This window comes from Pseudomonas sp. TE3911 (assembly GCF_054062775.1).
The window spans coordinates 4,892,267-4,912,738 of the sequence record NZ_JBSSFP010000001.1; the positions used below are offsets into that span (position 1 = coordinate 4,892,267).

Annotated in this window: 18 protein-coding genes; 2 read left to right on the forward strand and 16 right to left on the reverse strand. The window is 60.8% G+C overall.

Annotation, left to right across the window (positions count from 1 at the left end; all coding sequences use genetic code 11):
- Positions 1–24: 24 nt before the first annotated feature.
- The 4 genes from cysC to ACVWXD_RS22230 form a co-directional block, all read right to left on the reverse strand.
- The gene (gene cysC, locus ACVWXD_RS22215; protein ID WP_401383229.1) at positions 25–633 is read right to left on the reverse strand and encodes an adenylyl-sulfate kinase; all 609 of its coding nucleotides are present in this window, start codon (positions 631–633) and stop codon (positions 25–27) included.
- On the reverse strand, positions 626–1,330 hold the full coding sequence (locus ACVWXD_RS22220; RefSeq protein ID WP_457371326.1) for a sulfotransferase family 2 domain-containing protein: 705 nt from the start codon (positions 1,328–1,330) through the stop codon (positions 626–628). Before ACVWXD_RS22220 ends, cysC begins: the two co-directional genes overlap by 8 nt.
- A gap of 153 nt (positions 1,331–1,483) precedes the next feature.
- Complete coding sequence (gene msbA / locus ACVWXD_RS22225) at positions 1,484–3,292, reverse strand: lipid A export permease/ATP-binding protein MsbA (RefSeq protein ID WP_032890412.1); 1,809 nt, start codon at positions 3,290–3,292, stop codon at positions 1,484–1,486.
- Positions 3,293–3,301: 9 nt separating this feature from the next.
- A complete protein-coding gene (locus ACVWXD_RS22230; RefSeq protein ID WP_122682092.1) occupies positions 3,302–4,480 on the reverse strand; it encodes an O-antigen ligase family protein in 1,179 nt (392 codons plus the stop codon).
- 147 nt (positions 4,481–4,627) lie between these two features.
- Between ACVWXD_RS22230 and ACVWXD_RS22235 the strand changes: the two genes are divergently transcribed.
- A complete protein-coding gene (locus ACVWXD_RS22235; protein ID WP_457371327.1) occupies positions 4,628–5,194 on the forward strand; it encodes a toluene tolerance protein in 567 nt (188 codons plus the stop codon).
- Here ACVWXD_RS22235 and ACVWXD_RS22240 read toward each other — a convergent pair.
- The 8 genes from ACVWXD_RS22240 to ACVWXD_RS22275 all read right to left on the reverse strand — a co-directional run bounded on the left by ACVWXD_RS22240 (position 5,183) and on the right by ACVWXD_RS22275 (position 13,744).
- The gene (locus ACVWXD_RS22240; protein WP_032890406.1) at positions 5,183–6,280 is read right to left on the reverse strand and encodes a glycosyltransferase; all 1,098 of its coding nucleotides are present in this window, start codon (positions 6,278–6,280) and stop codon (positions 5,183–5,185) included. The two genes, ACVWXD_RS22235 and ACVWXD_RS22240, sit on opposite strands and share 12 nt — an antisense overlap.
- A gap of 38 nt (positions 6,281–6,318) precedes the next feature.
- Positions 6,319–7,083, reverse strand: a complete 765-nt coding sequence (locus ACVWXD_RS22245; RefSeq protein WP_099602047.1) for a glycosyltransferase family 2 protein — start codon at positions 7,081–7,083, stop codon at positions 6,319–6,321.
- A gap of 50 nt (positions 7,084–7,133) precedes the next feature.
- Entirely contained in the window at positions 7,134–8,090 is a 957-nt protein-coding gene (locus tag ACVWXD_RS22250; RefSeq protein ID WP_095186086.1) for a glycosyltransferase family protein, read from the reverse strand.
- Between the two features lie 23 nt (positions 8,091–8,113).
- Positions 8,114–9,511 carry a PIG-L family deacetylase gene (locus tag ACVWXD_RS22255; RefSeq protein WP_122764213.1) on the reverse strand — a complete coding sequence of 466 codons (1,398 nt, stop codon included), beginning with the start codon at positions 9,509–9,511 and terminating at the stop codon, positions 8,114–8,116.
- Positions 9,508–10,404 carry an antimicrobial resistance protein Mig-14 gene (locus tag ACVWXD_RS22260; RefSeq protein WP_032890397.1) on the reverse strand — a complete coding sequence of 299 codons (897 nt, stop codon included), beginning with the start codon at positions 10,402–10,404 and terminating at the stop codon, positions 9,508–9,510. The genes ACVWXD_RS22255 and ACVWXD_RS22260 overlap by 4 nt, the downstream gene beginning before the upstream one ends.
- Positions 10,404–11,534: a glycosyltransferase gene (locus ACVWXD_RS22265; protein ID WP_339483401.1), complete on the reverse strand. Its 1,131-nt coding sequence runs from the start codon at positions 11,532–11,534 to the stop codon at positions 10,404–10,406. The genes ACVWXD_RS22260 and ACVWXD_RS22265 overlap by 1 nt, the downstream gene beginning before the upstream one ends.
- Entirely contained in the window at positions 11,518–13,275 is a 1,758-nt protein-coding gene (locus ACVWXD_RS22270) for a carbamoyltransferase family protein (RefSeq protein WP_095186089.1), read from the reverse strand. Before ACVWXD_RS22270 ends, ACVWXD_RS22265 begins: the two co-directional genes overlap by 17 nt.
- 133 nt (positions 13,276–13,408) lie before the next feature.
- Positions 13,409–13,744 carry a YceK/YidQ family lipoprotein gene (locus ACVWXD_RS22275; RefSeq protein ID WP_099602043.1) on the reverse strand — a complete coding sequence of 112 codons (336 nt, stop codon included), beginning with the start codon at positions 13,742–13,744 and terminating at the stop codon, positions 13,409–13,411.
- A 205-nt stretch (positions 13,745–13,949) separates the two neighbouring features.
- Between ACVWXD_RS22275 and ACVWXD_RS22280 the strand changes: the two genes are divergently transcribed.
- Positions 13,950–16,049 carry a TonB-dependent receptor family protein gene (locus ACVWXD_RS22280; protein ID WP_457371328.1) on the forward strand — a complete coding sequence of 700 codons (2,100 nt, stop codon included), beginning with the start codon at positions 13,950–13,952 and terminating at the stop codon, positions 16,047–16,049.
- On the opposite strand, the gene ACVWXD_RS22285 is transcribed toward ACVWXD_RS22280, so the two are convergent.
- Genes ACVWXD_RS22285 through ACVWXD_RS22300 form a run of 4 tightly spaced genes read right to left on the reverse strand, consistent with a single transcriptional unit; the run spans position 16,050 to position 20,425 of the window.
- Positions 16,050–16,976 carry an ABC transporter permease gene (locus tag ACVWXD_RS22285; RefSeq protein ID WP_457371329.1) on the reverse strand — a complete coding sequence of 309 codons (927 nt, stop codon included), beginning with the start codon at positions 16,974–16,976 and terminating at the stop codon, positions 16,050–16,052.
- Entirely contained in the window at positions 16,973–17,923 is a 951-nt protein-coding gene (locus ACVWXD_RS22290) for an ABC transporter permease (RefSeq protein ID WP_457371330.1), read from the reverse strand. Before ACVWXD_RS22290 ends, ACVWXD_RS22285 begins: the two co-directional genes overlap by 4 nt.
- Positions 17,916–19,439 carry a sugar ABC transporter ATP-binding protein gene (locus ACVWXD_RS22295; protein WP_457371331.1) on the reverse strand — a complete coding sequence of 508 codons (1,524 nt, stop codon included), beginning with the start codon at positions 19,437–19,439 and terminating at the stop codon, positions 17,916–17,918. Before ACVWXD_RS22295 ends, ACVWXD_RS22290 begins: the two co-directional genes overlap by 8 nt.
- Positions 19,439–20,425 (reverse strand): sugar ABC transporter substrate-binding protein, encoded by a 987-nt coding sequence (locus ACVWXD_RS22300; RefSeq protein WP_032890384.1) that lies wholly within the window; start codon positions 20,423–20,425, stop codon positions 19,439–19,441. The genes ACVWXD_RS22295 and ACVWXD_RS22300 overlap by 1 nt, the downstream gene beginning before the upstream one ends.
- Positions 20,426–20,472: the final 47 nt, after the last annotated feature.

Genomic DNA, 20,472 nt, shown 5'->3' on the forward strand with positions numbered 1-20,472 from the left:
CAATGCGCCATGCGCCAAAACTGGTTATTTTTTAAACAAAACCGCCAGGATCTGCTCAACGGCATCGGCCAGCTCGACCTCATCGGTATTGATCTCACAGTCAGCCGCGCTCGGCGCTTCATAGGGGCTGTCCAAACCGGTGAACGCTTTGATACGCCCATCCAACGCCGCTCGGTACAAGCCCTTGGGGTCACGCCGAGCACACACGTCGAACGGCGTGCTGACGTAAACCTCAAAGAATTGCCCCGGCCCGAACAGCGCCTTGGCGGTTGCTCGGTCGACGCTGAACGGCGAGATCGCTGACACAATCACAATCAATCCCGCATCGACCATCAACCGCGCTACTTCGCCAATGCGCCGGATATTTTCCTTGCGCGCCGCATCGCTCATGCCCAAGTCATTGCACAACCCCGTGCGCAAATTATCGCCATCGAGCACAAAGGTGTGCCGGCCCTGCTCGTTGAGTTGCACCTCAAGGGCATTAGCCAGGGTCGACTTGCCGGAACCGGACAACCCCGTCAACCACAGGCAGCACGGCTGTTGATGCTTGAGCTCGGCCCGTGCCGCCGCCGACAACGACAGGGCAAAGGGACGAATGGCAGCGGACCCACTGGCAAGCGACTGGTTATTCATAACCCAACACCTCGTAATCACGCTGATAGGCGCGCCTGACCAAACGGCGCGTACGCACCGAGCAGAACGCCCTGACCGGCTCGCTGCGCCGCCCCAGTGAAACATTCAGATGTGGCAGGGATGAGGTCACGCCGAGGCGCTCGCACAGGTGCTGGAAATCTTGTTCCAGCGATTCCTGACGGCCGAGAAAATCCATAGCCATCCCGCCCAGGTGATCAACCAGAAAGTCGGTCTGGGGCGCGAAATGCAGTTGGCGGCGCAGGTTGTCCGGGTGCAGCCAGCCGGCCACAAATTGGTCGAAGTCACGGTAGCTGCTGACCAGTGCCTGGGCTTGCACGTCGCGGGCACCCATGTGGTTGCCGCGCAAGTAGGTGTAGGCCGAGTAAGCCCGCTCCAGCGGGTCACGCACAAAGGCAAACTTGAAACTGCGCTGGCAGTGTTCGGGAAACTGCTGCTGATACCAGTAATACGGCAGATGCCCCGGCCAGCGGCCATCAAGAAGCGCCGAGCACACGCTGCTGCCGGCGCATTTTGGCACATGGATAAACACGCATTTGTGTCGCTCGAACGCGGGATTAAGGGTGATCACCCCAGACAGGGATTTGTTCACCGCCTGACGGTCAACCACCGACAAACGCCCCAGCAGAAACACCCTCTGGTGCTTGGGAAGCATTTTCCAGAACAGACGTTGCAACATTCCATTACCCACGCAAGAAGGTTAGCCCTCTCGTTCGTCATTCGAATCGAGAAGGCCAACATAACAAACGATAGGCAACGAATTATTTGGCTTTGGTCAAGCCCTGTAAGGAACTAGATACAAACAACGGGGCGCATTGCGCGCCCCGTCGGATCAGGTGATGTTGTTCGCGACCGGCTCGTCCAGCCCCATCGCATGCAACCGCGAGTAGTAGCCGCCTTTGGCGAGCAGTTCGACATGCGTACCACGCTCGACAATTTCACCGTGGTCCATCACCAGAATCAGGTCGGCTTTCTCGATAGTGGACAAACGGTGCGCGATCACCAGGGTGGTGCGACCTTTCATGACCTTATCCAACGCAGCTTGAATGTGCCGCTCGGACTCGGTATCCAACGCCGATGTCGCCTCATCCAGGATCAGCAGCGGGGCATTTTTCAGCAGGGCCCGGGCGATTGCCAGACGCTGGCGCTGACCACCGGAGAGCAGCACGCCGTTTTCACCGACCTCGGTGTCCAGGCCTTTTGGCAGCTCCGAGATGAAGTCCATGGCGTAGGCATCGGCCGCAGCTTTCTCGATGTCGGCACGCGGCGCGTCGGCCAGGTCGCCATAGGCGATGTTGTTGGCCACGGTGTCGTTGAACAGAGTCACGTGCTGGGTAACTTGGGCTACATGCCGGCGCAGGTTGCGCAGGCGGTAGTCTTCAATCTCGACCTCGTCCAGCAGGATTTCCCCGGTTTCATGATGGTAGAAACGCGGGATCAGGCTGGCCAGGGTCGACTTGCCGCTGCCTGAGCGGCCAACCAGAGCGATCATCTGCCCAGGGGCTGCGCTGAAGCTGATGTTCTTGAGCACCTCGCGTTCAGTACCTGGGTAAGTGAAGCTCAGGTTGCGCACGTCCAGGCGACCGCTGACGCGATCACGCTCCACGGTACCGCCGTCGACTTCAGGCACTTCATCCAGCTGTTCGAAGATGCTCTCGGCACCCGCCACGCCTTTCTGGATCGTCGAGCTGACTTCCGACAACTGGCGGATCGGCTTGGGCAGCAGGCCCGCCGCGGTGATGTAGGCAACCAGATCGCCTGCCGTGGCGTCACCGCGCAACAGCAGGACCAGGAACATCAACACGGCCATGGCTGTGTAGATCACCAGCTGCAGCATCGGCGTATAGACCGCACCGGTCTTGTTCATGCGCAATTGCTTGTCGGTGTTGCCCTGGCTAGCGGCGGCAAAGCGACGCTGCTCATAGTCTTCGCCACCGAAGCTGCGCACCACACGGTAGCCCTGGATGGTCTCGGAGGCGACGTGGGTCACGTCACCCATCGCCACCTGGATCTTCTTGCTCTGCTTGCGGAATTTCTTGCTGGTGCTGCCGACCATGATTGCGATCAGCGGCAGGATCGCCAGCATCACCAGGGTCAGTTTCCAGTTCATCCACAGTAGGTAACCGAACAGGAACACCACCGTCAGGCCTTCGCGGATCACGACCTTGATCGCATCCGTGGCAGCGCCGGTGACCATGGTCACGTTGAAGGTGATGCGTGAGATCAGGTGCCCCGAGTTATGGGTATCGAAGTAGCGGTTAGGCAGCACCAATAGCTTGTTGAACAGCTGGACCCGCAGGTCATGCACCAGCCCCAAGGAAACCTTGGCCAGGTAGTAGTTGCCCAGGAAAGACCCGAGGCCTTGCCACGCGGCGATCAGGATGATCAGCAGCGGCACGGCCATCAGCAACTTCAGGTCCTTGAAAAACGGAACCTTGGGCAGGAACACCACATCGGGATTGCTCAAGCCATCCACGAAGTACTTGAGAATCCCGGCGAGCATTGGCTGGGTCGAAGCAAAGATCACGAAGCCCACGATACTCAGCAGGAACATGCCGAGGTACGGTTTCACATAGCCCAGCAGCCGGAAATAAATTTTCAGGCTGGATTCCTGGTCCGCTTTGGGCGGTGCGTCACTCATGTGTCGAGCTCACTGATTGGGTAGGACGCGAACTTTATCACACACGTCGGGTTTGGCCCGCGCCCAGACCAAAACACTGGCCAGCGCAACCGGCAACCAGGTGATGAACCACTCGGCCCGAGGAGTGCCTGTGAGGCTTGCCGCATCGAATTGCATCGCCAGGGACGAGAACACCCACATGCCGATAATGCCCTTGCCGTAAGGGGTGTCGCGCATTTTCAAGGCTTGCCACAGCACGCCGAACCATACCGCCGACCACAGGATCAGGCCTGGCAGGCCCAACTCGATGGTCACATGGGTGAAGAGGTTGTGGGAGTGATCGAAACGGTAGTCCCCCCAGAACAGGTTGTAATCACCACCCAGGCCCAGGCCCGTCCAGGGACGCTCGCTAATCATCTGCATCGCTGCCATAAAAATCTGCGGCCGGAAGGACGCGCCACGGGATAGCATCAACGACTGCATCGACAGGAATACCAGCACTGCCGCCACCACTGACGCAATGGCAATCAGGGTGCTGCGCCGGTCTCGGCACCACAGCGGCATGGCCACCACACTCAAAAACAGGGCCAATGCGGCGCCGCGGCTTTGGCTGGCTACTACAAACAGGCCGAGCAAGCCGATCGCCGCCATGCAGGCCACTTGCATCCAGCGCTCACGCGGCATCCAGTGCAGCAACCACACGGCAGCCAGACCAATCACATACGCGCCCAGGATCGGGTGAGACAACTGACCCAGCCCTTCAAGACGCGCGTACCAAACGTTCCCTTCCATGCCATAGAACTTGATCATGGCCAGCAGCGACGACAAGGCAAGACCAAAGCCTCCCCACTGCATCAAACGAATCACGCGCTGGGGCTGAGCTTCAGCGAGTATCGGAAAGAACAACAGGAACACGCCGATATAGAGCAGGCGCTTGGCCTCGCGGGAGCCGTCTTCGGCATTGGTCCACCACAGGCTGATCAAGCCCCATGCCGCCAGCGCGGCGAGTGCCAGACAGATCCAGCGCTGAGCGCGCCAGACTTGTTTGAGTTGCTCACGGGCAGACCAGGCAAACACCAGCGCCGGCAGCCACAGAAAGAGCGCCAGCCCCTGTTGATAAACTTTGTTGGTCGGCGCGAACGCTATCGCCAGCAAAAACCACAACAACCCAAAACACATCCATCCGCGCGCCCAACGACCTGCTTGCATCACCCGCTCCTAATACGGCCAACCTGCCAACCTGGCATGGTTAAAACTAAAAACTTTCGGCATCATTGCCGACCACTGTGCCCGTGACTCCAACAAGGCTTTCCGACGATGCAATGTTCAAGGCTCCCCCAAACCACGCTAAACACGATGATTGAAGGCGCCAGAATCCTGGAAAAGGACAGCTACGGGCCCAAAGTCTACCTGCTGACGGACGGGAACATTCTTAAACTGTTTCGTCGTAAACGTTTTTTTTCGTCGGCACTGTTGCGCCCCTACTCCAAGCGCTTCATCGATAACACGGTCAAGCTGCAAGAACGCGGTATTCCAACCCTGACCGTCCTTGAGTACTTCCAACTGGACGCTGCAGGCATGACCGCTGTGCTGTATAGCCCGCTGCCGGGCGAGACACTGCGCCAGATTGCCAACAAAGAAGGCTTTGACTGGGAGCAGAACCTGGACCCGCTGGTGGCGCTGATTCGCCGCTTGCACACTGCCGGCATCTACTTTCGCTCCCTGCACCTGGGCAATATCGTCGTCACGCCGGACAACCAGATGGGCCTGATCGACGTAGCAGACATGCGCTTCCTGCGCGCGCCGTTGAGCCCGGCACTGGCGCGGCGCAACCTGCAGCATTTCGCCCGCTATATTGCGCGCGAGAAGCTGAACGAACGCTTTCCAATGCAGGCACTGGAGCAAGCGCTGCTAGGTGCATGAGAACAGACGCCGGGTGGTTTCACTGAATTCATTCCAGGCTTGCTCCGGCGCCAACGCCCGCGACTGAGCCTCGACAACCTCCTCACCCGAACTCGCGAACGCGCGGGTCAGGAGCTCGCCCCAAAACGCGGCATTGTCTGCCGGGGCGTACCAACCGGCATCCCCCAGTTGCTCGCGGAACACTGCCAGTTCACTGGTCAGTACGGGCACGCCGACCATCACCGCCTCTTGCAGAATCAACCCCAGGCCTTCTTCCGTCGAAGGGATGGCAACCCAGTCAAACGCCCGGTAAAGGCTGGCCGCATCAGGCAGATGCCCAGGCAGCGACACTTTGTCCTGCAAGCCAAGCGCTGCAATACGTGCCTCAAGCCCGGGCCTCGCTGGCCCTTCGCCGAGGATCACCAGGCGCGCATCGGGCTGATCAGCCGCCGCACGGGCAAAGGCCTCCAACAAACAGGCAAACCCCTTGCCGTCTACCAGTCGACCAACCGCACCCACTACGGGAGTGGCAGACAACGGCAAGCCCAGACGGGATCGCGCCTGCTCACGGGAAAGCGCCGCAGCGCGAAAAGCGGCCGGGTCAAAGGCGCTGCGCAGCACCGTCACTGGCCGTTGCAGAGAACGCTCCAGCGAGTGTGCAAGGGTTTTCGAGACGGCCGTCAGCGTCAGTTGGGACGCCGGGAATTGATCGAACAACTGTTGATCAGCACGCCGCAAGCGCGTGGCACCATGAAAAATCACCACCGCACGCACGTTTGGCAAACGCTTGAGCACGGGCAAAAGCACCCGCGCAACACCGACCCCATCAAGAAGCACAACCTGTACATCCTCAGGCAGGGCCTTCTGGAAGCGTGCACGCATCAAGGGCATCAACCATTTCCAGAGGTGCCGCCCCTTGAGCCTGGCGGAAGAGAGGTTCCACTCCACGGCCTGTTCAACCAGGCCGTCACTCGAATCAGCACTGCCTTGAAGCAACCAGGTGTGAATCGGTACGCCGCTGTCGGCGCGGGACAGTATCTGCCGATGAACCTTCTGCACCGAAGCAAATGCAGAACCACCGGCCCACATGATGTTGAGAATACTCATCGCAAAACCTTATGAGGCGTTGTTGTCGCGTGTTGGAATTACCAGGGAATCGCCCACCCGATAACCAGCCCCAGGCTCAGCATGACTGCCAGCTTCACCCGCTCTCTGCGCTTACGCCGTGCTTTGGTCGCGCGCTCTTCTGATGTCGACACATGCAAGCCAAAGCCAGTGTGCAACACCGCATCGCCTTCCAGGGTAACGGCAGGCAGATTCAACTGGGCGTACCGCTTGGAAAGCCCCTTCTCACCCTCGAACCCGGCGTAAGGTGCGCACAACCAGTATTCCTTGATACGCCGCAGGCCGGGGTTGAGAGAAAACCCCTGCCATTCAGGTTTCTCAGACAACAACGGATAACACGGTACGCCACCAATCACCTCGCGTGGCCCACGGTGGATATAGGGGCTGTGCACCTGCAAATCGTAGACAAAGTTACGCAACCAGACTTGCAGGATATCGGGACGCTGCTCCAGCACCACCTTGGAATCTTCGACAAACCCAGGCCGGTAAAACGCCCAGTCATCTTCGCAATGGAAGATGTAGGGGGTTTTGACCGATCCATAGGCCAGGTCGATGGAAGCCAGTTGCCCAAGCTTCGGACGGTTGATCAAAAAAGTGCAATGACTGTGCCAGTGCTCGGGAATCGCGAGACGTACCGCTTCATCGCCAGAGTCTTCAGTAATGAAGACTTCGCGTATGTCTGCGGTATTGAACAGGTCGAAGCTCTCAAGCGTACGCTTCAACAAATCGAAGCGGCCGCAACTGGTCACGACGAGGGTTATGTCGCTCTGATCGGAGAATTGCATTCAAGTCTCGATAGGTTGTTTAGCCATCATTGGCTGCCATGCGTCCGATGTCACACGCCCAGTTTCAGGCGCAGCGTTTCCAGCAAACTCAGTGGAGCACGCGGCCGCAACGGCGGCTTCAGGGCTTCGACAATACGCTGCCCGATGCGCGCAAAGCTGAACTGGCTGACGGCGAGGTCTTGCCCGTTGCGCGCAATCTCTGCAGCCAGTTGCGGGTTGGCGCGCAGTTGCGAGAGCTTTTGCTGCAACTGTGGAATGTCCTTGTAGAACACCACATTGACCATGTCCTTGAAGCCAAGGGCCTCGTTCTCCGCAGCCCCTTGGTCAAACGCCAGCAGCACACACCCGCAGGCCATGGCTTCGAAGTTCTTGATCATGTACTCGCCCATGCCCACGTCGGCGCTGACGAAAAAGCGAATCCGGTTGAGGGTCGCGCAGTACTCCTCACCCGACTTGGTGCGCGTGACCACCAAAGGCTCAACCCGTGCCAACTCATCGAGCAGTGCTTTGCGTCCGCTATAGGCCACGCTGTTGGTGCTGCCGACAAATGCCAGCTCGATGTCGCGCTCAAGTCCCTGGGGCTGCAACAACGCCTGGTCGTAACCCTTGGGCACAAACACCGCATCAAAGCCTTCGGCACGCAGGCGCTCGGTCACCATGTGGCCCGAGCTGATCACCCGTGCCCAGGGCAAACGTCGGTAGTGGGCACTGAATTTACCGGTGTACTTGCAGGGAATGTAGTTCTGGTAGGCATCGTGTTCGAGGATCACCAGATTCGGGATCGTACGGATGAACCCGGCCTGGCGGATTTCCTGCTTGAAGCGCAGGAAGAACACGATGCGGTCATAGCGCGTCACGTCGACTTCGCGTTTGAAGTACCCGCGCAGGTTGCGCTGCTCATCACTGCTCAGCCAGCGGGTATCACACTCGCAGTGCTCGGCAATGCCTTCGTACAAACGATCCAGAATCGCACGCTGCTCTTTCTGCACCAGAAATAAAACTTTCATGACTTTCCCTTTCACAAATGCCTTCACAAACGCCAGAACAACTCATGCCGTCGTACGGCTTTGCGGAAAAATTCGTTCTCACCATAAGGCGACCGCGCCCGGCCCGCCAGCAACCGCTGCAGCCAGCGGCGCACACGACGCTTGAACGGCGGAGCGGGCTGCAGGTCATGCATCATGCCCAGCGCCATGGCTTTGTCACGCTGCTGCGCCAACGACAGTGGCAGGCTGCACGGGCGTAGCTCAAGCGTATCGTCGAACAGCGGCGGCAAGGCAATACCGGCACCCGCGTCACCCATGGGCCAGCGGTCGTTGTCATGCAGATGGTTGGCGTAACCCAGTACGACGGTTGGCTGCCATTCCAACCCTTGCAACGCCTCGACCACCGCTTGCTGCGCGCAGATATGGTCTGGGTGAGGGTCGAGCACTGGATGCGGCAATACGATCACTTCGGGACGTGCCGTCAGCAGCAACTGGCGCAGATCGGCCAGCAGGTTGTTCCAGGTCGGCAGGCCGTCAACATCCGCCGGCAACGGGAACGGATTGAACTGGCGAAACAGGCGGATATCCGACAGCTCAGCTTCGCGCGAGGCCACTGGCTGATCAGGCGTTGCGCGCATCGCCGGCAGTTGCAGGCAGAAGTAGCCCAACTGCACGCAATGCGCCTGCGGCACACCGGCCCAAAGCGGCACGGCAATGCTGTCCCAGGCGCGCAGGCGGCCCTTGGTACGCGAGGCTTCGACCGGGTCCAGACCCATTTGCTGATAATGCTCGGCTTCGATTTCACCGGCGGTGAGGGTCACGATCCACGGTTTTTCAGCCTGGCTGTATAAGCCAAAAGCGGCCAGCTCGGCGTCGTCGGCATGGGGCGCGATGACCATCACCCGCTGTTTTGAATACTCCGGATTGCCCCAGGCCCACAACCGGGGCGCGCCGTGCAACGTGCAAAAGCGCCCGCGCAAACGCAGCTCGCCCGCCGCCAGGGCAGGCGCCAGACCACTGAGATTGAGATAACGAATGCCGTTCACACCGCGCTCGAAAGCCTGGCGATCAGTGCTGTCACCGCCTGTAATCTCAACGGCCGGATCCAGAAAGCGACCTAACCAACCGCTCTTGATCTTGATGGCCAATACCAAGGTCGCATCGGCTTGCAGGGGTGAATCAACCCGCAGCTGCCCGCCTTCGAAGCGAACCCCAGCCACTTCGGCTTCCGCCGAAAAACGGTATTGATAGTCTTCGCTGGGGGCATAAAACAGATGGTCGGCAAACCACGCCTCATGGGCGATCCAGGCCAGCACTCCGAGTACCAGCGGCAGCCACCAGGCAACCCAGACACCGATCACCACCAGCAGCAACAGGCCGATCAATACGGCGACACGTTTGTTGCGCCGATGGCGCTTGAGCAATTGTTGTTTGCGGCTCATACGGTCAGCACCGGCACGGGGTTGCACCAACGGTCCTTGTACTCACGGTCGGCACGCCCGAAGGAAAAGCGCAGCGGCTTGCCGACTTCACGCGCCTGTTCCCAAGCGCTTTGGGTGTTGAGGAAACTCAGGACGCTGCCCGGGCTGAACGCGCGGGTTTCAGGGTCGACACCGCCGTTGACGTACTCCACGCTGATCCACTCGGGCGATTCGACCCGGTACACCAACTGGACAGCGATGGGCGCATCGTTGAGAAAAATAACCGAGCCGATCAGCCACTCGCGCAACAGCTCGATCACTTCAGCCATACGCTCGGCGCCCGTGGCGACAAATCCCCAGCGGCGCAGGAACAGATCGCAGTAGATCGCGGCCAATTCCTGACTGGAAAACTCACTGACAGGGCGCACGACACCGCCTGCCTCTTCAAGCAAACGCAGTTCGCGGCGCTGGTTATAGCGGAATTTCTTCGACAGTTCTTCCGGGGTGCGGGCCATGGCCAGTTGCTCGGCCTGGGGCTTGAGGCCGCTGAAACGGCCTTCGTTCAGGACCGACAGGTAGCGTGCGCGGTGGCGCAACGGCGCCTGGGTGTTCGCGGCGGCCGGCAGGATCAACTCGGCGTTACCCAAGTCAAACAGGCCTTTCTTGCCCTTTTGTTTGAGTACGTCCTTGGACAACGCAAGGTCGCGGCCCCAGGTGGCGATGCACGCCTGCAGTTCACCGCCCTGCTCCCAGGCCAGGTAACGCACCGGGATATCGGCCAACCCGGCCAGACGTTCGATCACTTGAGGATGGGTCGCGACACTGCCGCCAAAACGTTGCCAGGCGTCGTTGTACGCACGCGCGTCGACGACGGACCAGCCGCGCTCGCGCCAGCCTTGAAATCGATTGAGCATCAAGCCCCCGCGGTCAGTTCAATAACGTGCGGCAGTTGCCAGAAGGTATCGCGTACCGCCTGATCCGAGAAACGCGTACGCAGGCGTTCCAGCATCATCTCGGCACACTGCCGTTGCTGGTGCTGATCCATCCCGGCCAGGTGCCGCAGCCCCTGCGCGAGATGTTCGGCGTCGCCGAAGGGAAACAGAATACCGACGCCTTCGACCACTTCCTTCGCGCCGCCACAGGCCGTGGCCAGCAACGGTACGCCGGCTGCCATGGCCTCCAGCAGCACCATGCCGAACGGTTCGTGATCGGAGCTCAGGGCAAACACATCGAACGCGCGGAAATACCGACGCGCATCCGGCACCTGGCCGAGGAACAGCACCTTGTCGGCAATCCCCAGCTCACGAGCCTGATCCTTGAGCGCTTGTTCAAGGCGCCCGGTGCCAAGGATCGCCAAGCGACTCTCGGCCGGTAAGTGCGGCAATGCCAGAGCAAAGCCCTTGAGCAGCGTGGCCTGGTCTTTATCCGGGTGCAGGCGGCCGACATTGCCGACCACCCACTCATCCGGCGACAGGCCCAAGGCATCGCGCGCCTCATCCACAGTCACCTGGATGGCCTGCAACGCGTCGACATCAATGCGGTTATACAACGTCTGGATGCGCGCAGCGGGCCAGGCCGGCAGGCAGCGGCGCATGTCATCACGCACAGCGTCGGAAACCCCCAGCAAGCTCAGGCGCTTGCGAAAGATCCCGGCAAACAGCTTACGGCTGCCGCGCAGGTAATCACCGAACGCGTGATGCACGCCGATGACCGGCAACCGCGTGCCAAGCAAGGCGATATAGATCGGCTTGAACCGGTGGGCGATACAAAAGCTGAAATTGCGCGACGCGGCGATCTTGCGCAGTTCACGGATGGCACCCAGCTTCAAGCCACGAATGGCTTTGGAGCTGAACTCCATGAACAACACTTCATCGGACGCACACCCGGCCGCTACAGCAGGGTCAGCGACGCCGGTGAGAAACACCGTGGTCACTTTGTAGCCAGAGCCTGCGAACAGACTCGCGTACTGCCGTGCGCAGTCCAGGAACGGCCCGTCATAGCCATGGCAGAACTGCAGGACGTGGCGGTCAGCCGAGCGCGTCATAAGGGTCCACGCCGTCTTTGACGACCAGGATGTCTTCCATGATCAGGTACTGCAGGTCGGAGCCGAAGAACATGTCCAGCGCGTCTTTCGGCGAGCAGATCATTGCTTCGCCACGACGGTTGAGCGAGGTGTTCAGGGACACGCCGTTGCCGGTCAGCACTTCGAGCTCTTTCATCATGTCGTAGTAGCGCGGGTTGTATTCGCGCTTGAGCACCTGGGCGCGGGAGGTGCCATCTTCATGGACCACTTCCGGTACGCGGGTCTTCCATTCTTCCGACACTTCAAAGGTGAAGGTCATGAACGGCGCCGGGTGATCGACCTTGATCATCTGTGGGGCCACGGTGTCGAGCATCGACGGGCAGAAAGGCCTCCAGCGCTCGCGGAACTTGATCTGGTGGTTGATGCGGTCAGCCACGCCGGTCGCGCTTGGGCAACCGATGATCGAACGACCACCCAACGCACGCGGGCCAAACTCCATGCGGCCCTGGAACCAGGCCACGGGGTTGCCATCGACCATGATCTTGGCAATGCGCTTGGGCATGTTTTCGATTTTGCGCCACACCGGTTTGCTCTCGTGCTTGGCGCACGCAGCAATCACCTCTTCGTTGCTGTAGGACGGGCCGAGGTAGACGTGCTCCATCTTCTCCACCGGCACACCACGGGCGTGGGACACATAGGCCGCCGCGCCAACCGCAGTGCCGGCATCGCCGGACGCAGGCTGCACGAACAGCTCTTTCACGTCGTCGCGGGCAATGATCTTCTGGTTCAGCTTGACGTTCAGTGCACAGCCGCCGGCGAAGGCCAGCTTGCCGGTGTCCTTGAGGATGTCGCCCAGATAGTGGTCGATCATCTGCAAGGCCAGTTTCTCGAACAGCGCTTGCATGCTCGCGGCGTAGTGGATGTAAGGCTCGTCGGCGATGTCGCCTTCGCGCTTCGGACCCAGCCACTCGATCAGTTTTGGCGAGAAGTAGAAGCCCTTGCCCTTCTCTTTATACCGGCGCAGGCCGATGACGTTGGCGTAGTCGGTGTTGATCACCAGCTCGCCGTTCTCAAAGGAGGCCAGGCGCGAGAAGTCGTACTTGCTGGCGTCGCCGTACGGCGCCATGCCCATGACCTTGAACTCGCCGTCGAGCATCTCGAAACCGAGAAACTCGGTGATCGCGCCGTACAGGCCGCCGAGGGAGTCCGGATCGTAGAACTCCTTGATCTTGTGGATCTTGCCGTTTTCGCCGTAGCCGAAGAACGTGGTGGCGTACTCACCCTTGCCGTCGATCCCGAGGATCGCGGTCTTCTCCTGGAAGCCGGAGCAGTGGTAGGCGCTGGAAGCGTGGGCCAGGTGGTGTTCAACCGGTTCGATCTTGATTTTCTTCGGATCGAAGCCCAGTTGCTCCAGGCACCAGACGATCTTGTTGCGATAGCGTTTGTAGCGACGGTTGCCCATCAGGATCGCGTCGAGGGCGCGGTCCGGGGCGTACCAGTAACGCTTGGCGTAGTGCCAACGTGCCTCGCCGAACAGGCTGATCGGGGCGAACGGGATCGCTACCACGTCAACGTCGGAAGGCTTGATACCGGCCTGTTCCAAGCAGAACTTCGCCGATTCGTAGGGCATGCGGTTCTTTGCATGTTTGTCGCGTACGAAGCGCTCTTCTTCGGCGGCCGCGATCAGCTTGCCGTCGATATACAAGGCTGCGGAAGGATCATGGCTAAGGGCGCCGGACAGGCCAAGAATCGTCAATGCCACTGGGGTCTAGCCTCTTTTAGTCTGCATGCAGGCGGGTTGCGCCTGAAAAAAGTGTGCTTCCCACCTGGGCAGGAAACAGCTAAAGGGCGGGATTATAGCTTAAAAATGATGGGAAACTGCTAGCCGCAAGGGGTTAGCGAAGCTCAACACTCCCGTCAGCACGTTGCCGGTAGATCGTGTAGGGCAGGATGAGCGTATCGAGAACACCGGATACCGGCACATCGAGAACAGCCCAGGGAATTCCGTTCAGCGAAAGCCCATCGGCAGAATTCGCCGGCCCATGCAGCACGCACAAGTCATACGCCACGCCGCTGTAGACACGCGGAACAGACTGACAATAGGTTTTTTTCCCCTTGAGTTCCCGCACGGTGACGTCATCACCACGAAACACCGTGGTGACCGTTCCGCAGCCGCCCATGATTAACGTCATGCCCACCAACACTAACAACCGCACGATAGGGGTCCGCATATCCAATTCTTCTTTTAAATTCAGGGAGCGAAAAGCTAGCACTGCGAAAACCGCGGCTCAGGCATCCGGAACCGACGCCTAGCGTAGGACGCTTCCGGTTCTGACCAGTTGCAACGAATTCGGCAAAACAAGGGTTGAATCGTTAAACTCGCACTTTTTACGCCTACGCCAATCACTCGCGTTGCGCCATAGACCCGGCCTCATCATGACCCCAATTATCCCCACTCGCCTTGCTGTTCTGCTGCTAGGCCTGTGCACCACCGCCCTGGCCGACGATGCGCCCCTGGTCCTCGATCCCAGCGTGGTCACCGGCTCGCGCAGCGCCAGCCCGACGTTCGACCTGCCGTATTCGGTGGACAGTGTCAGCCGCGAACAGATCAGCGACGGCCAATTGGGTATCAACGCCTCCGAAGCCCTGTCCCGCGTGCCCGGCCTGGTGGTGCAGAACCGCCAGAACTACGCCCAGGACCTGCAGATTTCCTCACGCGGCTTTGGCGCCCGGTCGGCCTTTGGCGTGCGCGGCATCAAGTTGATCGCCGACGGCATCCCCGCCAGCACCCCGGATGGCCAGGGCCAGGCGGCCACATTCAACCTCGACACCGCCGAACGCATCGAAGTGCTGCGCGGACCGGCCGCCACCTTGTACGGCAGCAACGCCGGCGGCGTGATCCAGATGTTCTCCCGCGACGGCGAAGGCCCGCCACGTATCGGCGCCGAAACCCTGATCGGCAGCGACGGCCTGAACAAAAACCACCTGAGCGCCGAAGGCGCGACCAACGGCGCAGGTTTTGTGCTCGACGCCTCGCGCATGGACACCAACGGCTACCGCGACCACAGCAGCGCACGCCGGGACCAGACCTTTGCCAAGCTCAATGTCCAGCCCGATGACGACAGCAAACTGGCGCTGATCTACAGCAGCCTGGAACAGAACGGCACTCAGGACCCGCTGGGGCAAACGTGGGAAGCGTACAAAGCGGACCCGCGCTCGGTGAGCATTAATGCGCTGACGTACAACACGCGCAAAAGCATCGATCACCAGCAATTGGGGATGAATTACGAGCGCTACATCGGCGATGCGACGTTGCAGGTAAATGCCTATACGGGGCGTAGGAGTGTGATTCAGTACTTGTCGATTCCGGACAGGTTCACCAGCGGCATTGCCAATCCCGCCAACGCTCGCGGCGGCGTGGTCGCCTTCGACCGAAAATTCTACGGTGGCTCCGTCCATTGGCTGCAACCCATTGCCAGCGCCCCTGGCGACCTGACCCTAATCACAGGTTTGGACTACGACCGCAGTGAGGATGATCGCCAGGGCTACTCCAACACCGTCAACGGCGTGCACGGCGTCAAAGGCGCCTTGGGCCGCGATGAAATCGACACCGCCACCAGCCTCGACCCGTTCGTGCAAGCCAACTGGTTGCTGGGCGACTGGACTCTGCAAGCCGGTTTGCGTCACAGCACCATGAAAATGGAGGTGGATGACCGCTTCCTCAGCGACGGAAACGACAGCGGCAGCAAGACTTACCAGAAGAACACGCCGTCAGTCAGTGTCATGTACGCCTTCACCCCCGACTTGCACGGCTATGTCAGCGCGGGCAAAGGCTTCGAAACCCCGACCCAGGCCGAATCGGCGTATTCCAGCACATCCAGAGGCTTCAACTTCGCGCTCAAGCCTTCAGTCAGCAAGCAATATGAAGTAGGCCTGAAGGCACGCATCGGCCAGGACACACGCCTCAACGCCGCCGTATTCCAGATCACCACCGAAGATGAATTGGTGGTGCAGCAATCCAGCGGCGGTCGCACCACCTATCAAAACGCCGGCCGCACCCTGCGCCGCGGCTTCGAACTGGGCCTCGAAAGCCAACTCGCCGAACACTGGACCACCAGCCTCGCCTATACCCGCCTGCAAGCCACCTACGACAGCGACTTCGTCAGCGGCACCAGTACCGCCGTCGATAAGGGCAACTACCTCCCTGGCGTCCCGCAAACCACGCTGTTCGCCGAACTCAACTGGAAACCCCGCGACTGGGTGAGCACCGCCATCGAGGGCATGTACCGCAGCAAGGTCTACGTCGAAGACACCAACAGCCAGCACGCCGCGCCGGGCTACAGCGTGTTCAACTGGCGCGCGCGCTTCGAACAGAAAGTCGAGCACTGGACCTTCCACCAGACCCTGCGCCTGGACAACCTGCTGGACCGCCAGTACGTCGGTTCAGTCATCGTCGGCGACAGCAACGGTCGCTACTACGAAGCGGCACCGGGCCGCTCGTGGTACGCCGGCGCAGGTGCCGAGTACCAGTTCTGATCAGCGGGATTCCAGCAACCGGCGACTGGCAAAGCTGAACGCCAGCACCACAAAAATCAGCACGCCGGTCGCCACTTGCTGCCAGTAGAAATTCCAGCCGATCAGCAGCAAGCCGTTGGCGATCACGTTGATAAACAACACCCCCAGCAGGGTTCCGGGAACATTCGCCCGCCCCTGCCGGCTCAAGGTGGTGCCGATAAAGACCGCGCCGATGGCATTGAGCAAAAACGCATTGCCCGACAGCGGCACATAGGCGCTGACCGTCGAACTGAGCAACACCCCCGCCACGCCACAGGCCAAGGCAGTCGCCAAGGCCACGACGGTGACGATTCGCTGCACCGATAAGCCTGAGTAATACGCCAGCAGCGGCTGGGTGCCCTGGGCCAGGAGCTCGCGGCCCAGGCGTCCGCGCGCCAATGCCAGGCCATAGAGCAATGCCAGTCCCAGCACGATCAGCAAAGGCGTAAGGCCGGTCAGTTCAGGCTTCACACCCTGGCTGATGTAGATAGGCTGGCCGCCGTCCGAGAGCAATTGCTGGGCACTGGTGCCGATAAACAGCGTGCCCAGGGTGGCAAGGAATGGACTGATCCGCAGGCCGGCGATCAACCCCGCATTCACCACACCGACCAACAGGGCCGCGACCAACGCCCCGGTCGCGGCAACTGCCCATCCATGCCCATCATTGAGCAACACCACAAAACTGAAACTGGCGAAATCCAGTGCCGTGCCCACTGACAGGTCGATGCCACCGGCCGCCACGGCGTATGTCATGCCGATGGCGACAATCGCCAGCAGCACGAAGTTATTCAGCACCAGGCTTTTGAGGTTGCCGCCGCTCAGGAAGCCCGGCGCCTGCAAGGCAAACACCAACACGATCACCGCGAATACCAGCGGCAACGTCAACGGCAGTAAAACGCGTGGGTTCATGAGCCGGCTCCCCGATTCAATGCGCTGGACGCGGCCACCACCAGCAGGATCAGCACGCCCTGCACACCGTTGACCCAGAAAATCGACAGGTTGAGCAGTTGAAATCCATTGATCAGAAAACCGATCAGCAACGCCGCCAACAACGTCCCAGGAATACTTGCCACCAGCCGCCGCGAAAACACCACGCCCAGAAAGGCAATCGCCACCACCGACAGCAACATGTCACCGGAGCCCGTGGTGCTGCCGCTGAAAAACGCTGCCGAACATAACGCCGCCACACCAGCGCACAGGCCAGACAGCGCGTAACTCGACACCCCATAAGCCCGTACGCGAATGCCCGCTGCTTGCGCCGCCTGGGGATATTCACCCACCGCATGCAGACGCAGGCCGTAGGCCGAATGCTGGACCAACAGGGTCAGCAACCCGGCCGTCAGCAGCAACACCCAGGCCAGTGCCGGCACCGCCAGCCAAGTGCCGCCGCTGAGCACGTCCAGCAACGGCGAGTCGGTGGAAACCACGGTATTTTCCGTCAGCACCAATTCCAGTCCCGCCAGCACATTCATGCTCGCCAGTGTGGCCAACAGGGGCGGCAAGCGCAGCAACACCACGGCCAAGCCGTTGACCAGACCGACTGCCAGGCCGCAGCCCAAGGTCAGCAGCAGGGTGAGCCAAAGCTCCAGCCCGGCATTGTTAAGGCGGCTGAACACGGCCGCGCACAACCCCAGATTGGCCGCCAGCGACAGGTCGAGCCCACCGGCCAGCACATTCGAGCCGCCGCCGATAATCACGCAGGTCAACCCGAAGGCCAGCACGCCGAGAATCGCTGATTGGCTGAACACATTGGCCAGGTTACCCAGCGACAGAAACCCCGGCGCCGCCAGGGCAAACCCCAGCAAAATTGCCAGGAATACGCCCACCGACCCCCGTCTCAGTAGTACCTCAAGCATGCTCGACCTCCCGCATCGGCACAGCAGCAGCGGGCACGGCGCCTGTAGCACAGGCGAGCAACTGATCGCTGTCAGCCTCCCCCGCACGAAATTCACCCGCAATCTCGCCGCGATGCAGCACCAGGATTCGATCACTGATCCCCAGCAATTCCTGCAAATCCGATGACAGCACCAACACCGCTGCGCCCTCTTCTACCAGGCGCCCAATCAGGCGATAGATTTCCACCTTGGCGCCCACGTCCACGCCCACACAGGGCTCATCCAGCAGGTACACCGCCGAGCGGCGGCTGAGCCATTTACCCAGGGCGACTTTCTGCTGATTACCCCCACTCAGTTGGCTAACGGCGGCGTGAGGCCCAGGCGTCTTGATCGCCAGCTCTTCAATCAACCGCGCGGTTTCCGTCTGCTCGCTGCGCCGGCTCAGCAAGCCCCAGCGGCTGAACCGCGAGAGCCCCGCCAGTGTCAGGTTTTCCAGCACCGACAACACCGGCGAGATGCCCTGACTACGCCGTTCCTCGGGCACCAGCGCGATGCCGTCGGCAATCGCCTGGCCCGGTGAACGCAGGCGCAGCAAGCGCCCGTCCAGATGCACACTGCCGCTGTCGGCCCGCTCGACACCAAACAGCGTCTTGAACAATTCCTTCGCGCCGGAACCGACCAACCCGGTGAGGCCGACGATTTCTCCGCGCCGCACCTCCAGGTCAATTTGCCGATAACGCCGTGCCAGACTCAGCCCGCGCACCTGCAACAGCGGCGCCCCCAACTCGACCTTGGCCTTGGGGTACATCTCCTGCACGTCGCGGTTGACCATCAGCCGTGCAATCTCTGCGCTCGACGTGTGCCGTGGCTGCACCACCGCCACATCCCGACCGTTGCGCAGCACCGTGACGTCATCGCACAGGCTGTCGATTTCCTGCAGGTAGTGGGAGATGTAGAGGATCGACAGCCCCTGGTCGCGCAGGCGCTTGACGATGCGCAGCAACTGGTCGACCTCGCGCTTGACCAGCGCCACGCTGGGCTCGTCGAACACCAGGATCTTCGGCTGGCGAATCAGCGCCCGGGTGATTTGCAGTACCTGGCGTTCGGCGCTGCTCAACTCGCCGACCAAGGCACCGGGCGGCAGTTGCAGGTCAAAGTATTCCGTCAGCAGGCGCTGCGCTTCACGCTGTTGCCGCCGCCGGTCCACAAACGGACCCCGGCGCAACTCATGCCCAAAAAACAGCGCTTCGCCCACGGTAAAACTGGCGGGCAGCAGGCGTTCCTGATGGATGAACTGCACGCCCAATGCGTCCACTTGACGCGGCGACAGCGCTGCATAGGCCTGGCCGTCGATACTCACCTGCCCGGCGTCGGCCGTGTGGATACCAGCGAGTATCTTGATCAACGTCGACTTGCCCGCGCCGTTCTCGCCCACCAGCCCATGGATGCTGCCGCGCTCGACCTTAAGGCTCGCATCATCCAGCGCCTGGGTGGCGCCAAAGCGCTTGCGCAGGTGTTGCAGGTGCAATGCCGCCATCAGTCACCCCGCAACTGTTGAACCTGTGCCAGGTTGCCGGCGGTGGTCAGCAAGGTGGCGACATGGGTTTCCTTAGGCAGGTCACGTTGCCCGGCCAGGTAGCGCGCCACGTTTTGCACCGCCGTCTTGCCGATCAGCGCCGGTTGCTGCGCGACCACCGCGCCCACCGGCGAGTTCGCCTGACCGAGCAGCGCCAGCACTTCGGGGGTGCCATCGACGCCGTAGGTCTTGATCTCGGTGCGCTTGGCATCGATCAACGCTTTGCTCGCGCCCAACTGCGGAATGTCCCAGGCCGACCAGATCGCCGACACGCTGCCCGCCGGGTACTTGTTGAGCAACGCCGACACTTGGGAGTAGGCGTCCTGCACGGTATTGGGGATCACATCGCGCAGCTCGGGCTGGATGATTTCCAGCTGCGGATAATCCTTGAGCGCCAGCTTCAACTGGTCATAACGAATCGCACACACCGGCACACCGTAGAAGCCGTTGAACACCAGAATCTTGCCCTTGCCGCCAGCGTCCTTGATCAGTTGATCGGCCAGGGCTTTGCCGGTGGCGACGTTGTCCGAAGTGGTGTTATTGAGGCTGTACTGCGACGGCGCATCGATGGTGAACAGCGGAATCCCGGCCTTGCTGATGCGCTTGAGCCACGGGTCGATCACGCTGAGGGTGCCGAGGGTCTGGATCACCGCGTCGGGCTTCTGGGTGACCACGGTTTGCAGTTGGGTCACCAGGTTCTTGTCATTGCGCCCGGCGTCGAGGGTGATCGGCGTACCTCCCAGGCGCTTGATCTCATCCACCTGGGCCTGGAACGCCTTGATATCGAAATAATGACTGGTGCCGGTCATGCTCACCGCAATGCGCTTGCCGGCCAGGGACGGCACGGCATCATCGCCTTCGGCAGCGTGGACGACGGCAGCGTGGCCCAGCAGCACAGCAACGCCGAGGCAAATCAAACGGGTAAGCGAGGAAAGGCTGGAAGGCATACAAGACTCCGCGGGCGGCTGGTGAAAGGGTTCACCAGGAGACTTTG

What these genes read in the sequence shown, in the direction of transcription:
- cysC (WP_401383229.1), bottom strand. Translation starts at nt 633, where the DNA reads ATGAATAACCAGTCGCTTGCCAGTGGGTCCGCTGCCATTCGTCCCTTT.
- ACVWXD_RS22220 (WP_457371326.1), bottom strand. Translation starts at nt 1,330, where the DNA reads ATGTTGCAACGTCTGTTCTGGAAAATGCTTCCCAAGCACCAGAGGGTG.
- msbA (WP_032890412.1), bottom strand. Translation starts at nt 3,292, where the DNA reads ATGAGTGACGCACCGCCCAAAGCGGACCAGGAATCCAGCCTGAAAATT.
- ACVWXD_RS22230 (WP_122682092.1), bottom strand. Translation starts at nt 4,480, where the DNA reads ATGCAAGCAGGTCGTTGGGCGCGCGGATGGATGTGTTTTGGGTTGTTG.
- ACVWXD_RS22235 (WP_457371327.1), top strand. Translation starts at nt 4,628, where the DNA reads ATGATTGAAGGCGCCAGAATCCTGGAAAAGGACAGCTACGGGCCCAAA.
- ACVWXD_RS22240 (WP_032890406.1), bottom strand. Translation starts at nt 6,280, where the DNA reads ATGAGTATTCTCAACATCATGTGGGCCGGTGGTTCTGCATTTGCTTCG.
- ACVWXD_RS22245 (WP_099602047.1), bottom strand. Translation starts at nt 7,083, where the DNA reads ATGCAATTCTCCGATCAGAGCGACATAACCCTCGTCGTGACCAGTTGC.
- ACVWXD_RS22250 (WP_095186086.1), bottom strand. Translation starts at nt 8,090, where the DNA reads ATGAAAGTTTTATTTCTGGTGCAGAAAGAGCAGCGTGCGATTCTGGAT.
- ACVWXD_RS22255 (WP_122764213.1), bottom strand. Translation starts at nt 9,511, where the DNA reads ATGAGCCGCAAACAACAATTGCTCAAGCGCCATCGGCGCAACAAACGT.
- ACVWXD_RS22260 (WP_032890397.1), bottom strand. Translation starts at nt 10,404, where the DNA reads ATGCTCAATCGATTTCAAGGCTGGCGCGAGCGCGGCTGGTCCGTCGTC.
- ACVWXD_RS22265 (WP_339483401.1), bottom strand. Translation starts at nt 11,534, where the DNA reads ATGACGCGCTCGGCTGACCGCCACGTCCTGCAGTTCTGCCATGGCTAT.
- ACVWXD_RS22275 (WP_099602043.1), bottom strand. Translation starts at nt 13,744, where the DNA reads ATGCGGACCCCTATCGTGCGGTTGTTAGTGTTGGTGGGCATGACGTTA.
- ACVWXD_RS22280 (WP_457371328.1), top strand. Translation starts at nt 13,950, where the DNA reads ATGACCCCAATTATCCCCACTCGCCTTGCTGTTCTGCTGCTAGGCCTG.
- ACVWXD_RS22285 (WP_457371329.1), bottom strand. Translation starts at nt 16,976, where the DNA reads ATGAACCCACGCGTTTTACTGCCGTTGACGTTGCCGCTGGTATTCGCG.
- ACVWXD_RS22290 (WP_457371330.1), bottom strand. Translation starts at nt 17,923, where the DNA reads ATGCTTGAGGTACTACTGAGACGGGGGTCGGTGGGCGTATTCCTGGCA.
- ACVWXD_RS22295 (WP_457371331.1), bottom strand. Translation starts at nt 19,439, where the DNA reads ATGGCGGCATTGCACCTGCAACACCTGCGCAAGCGCTTTGGCGCCACC.
- ACVWXD_RS22300 (WP_032890384.1), bottom strand. Translation starts at nt 20,425, where the DNA reads ATGCCTTCCAGCCTTTCCTCGCTTACCCGTTTGATTTGCCTCGGCGTT.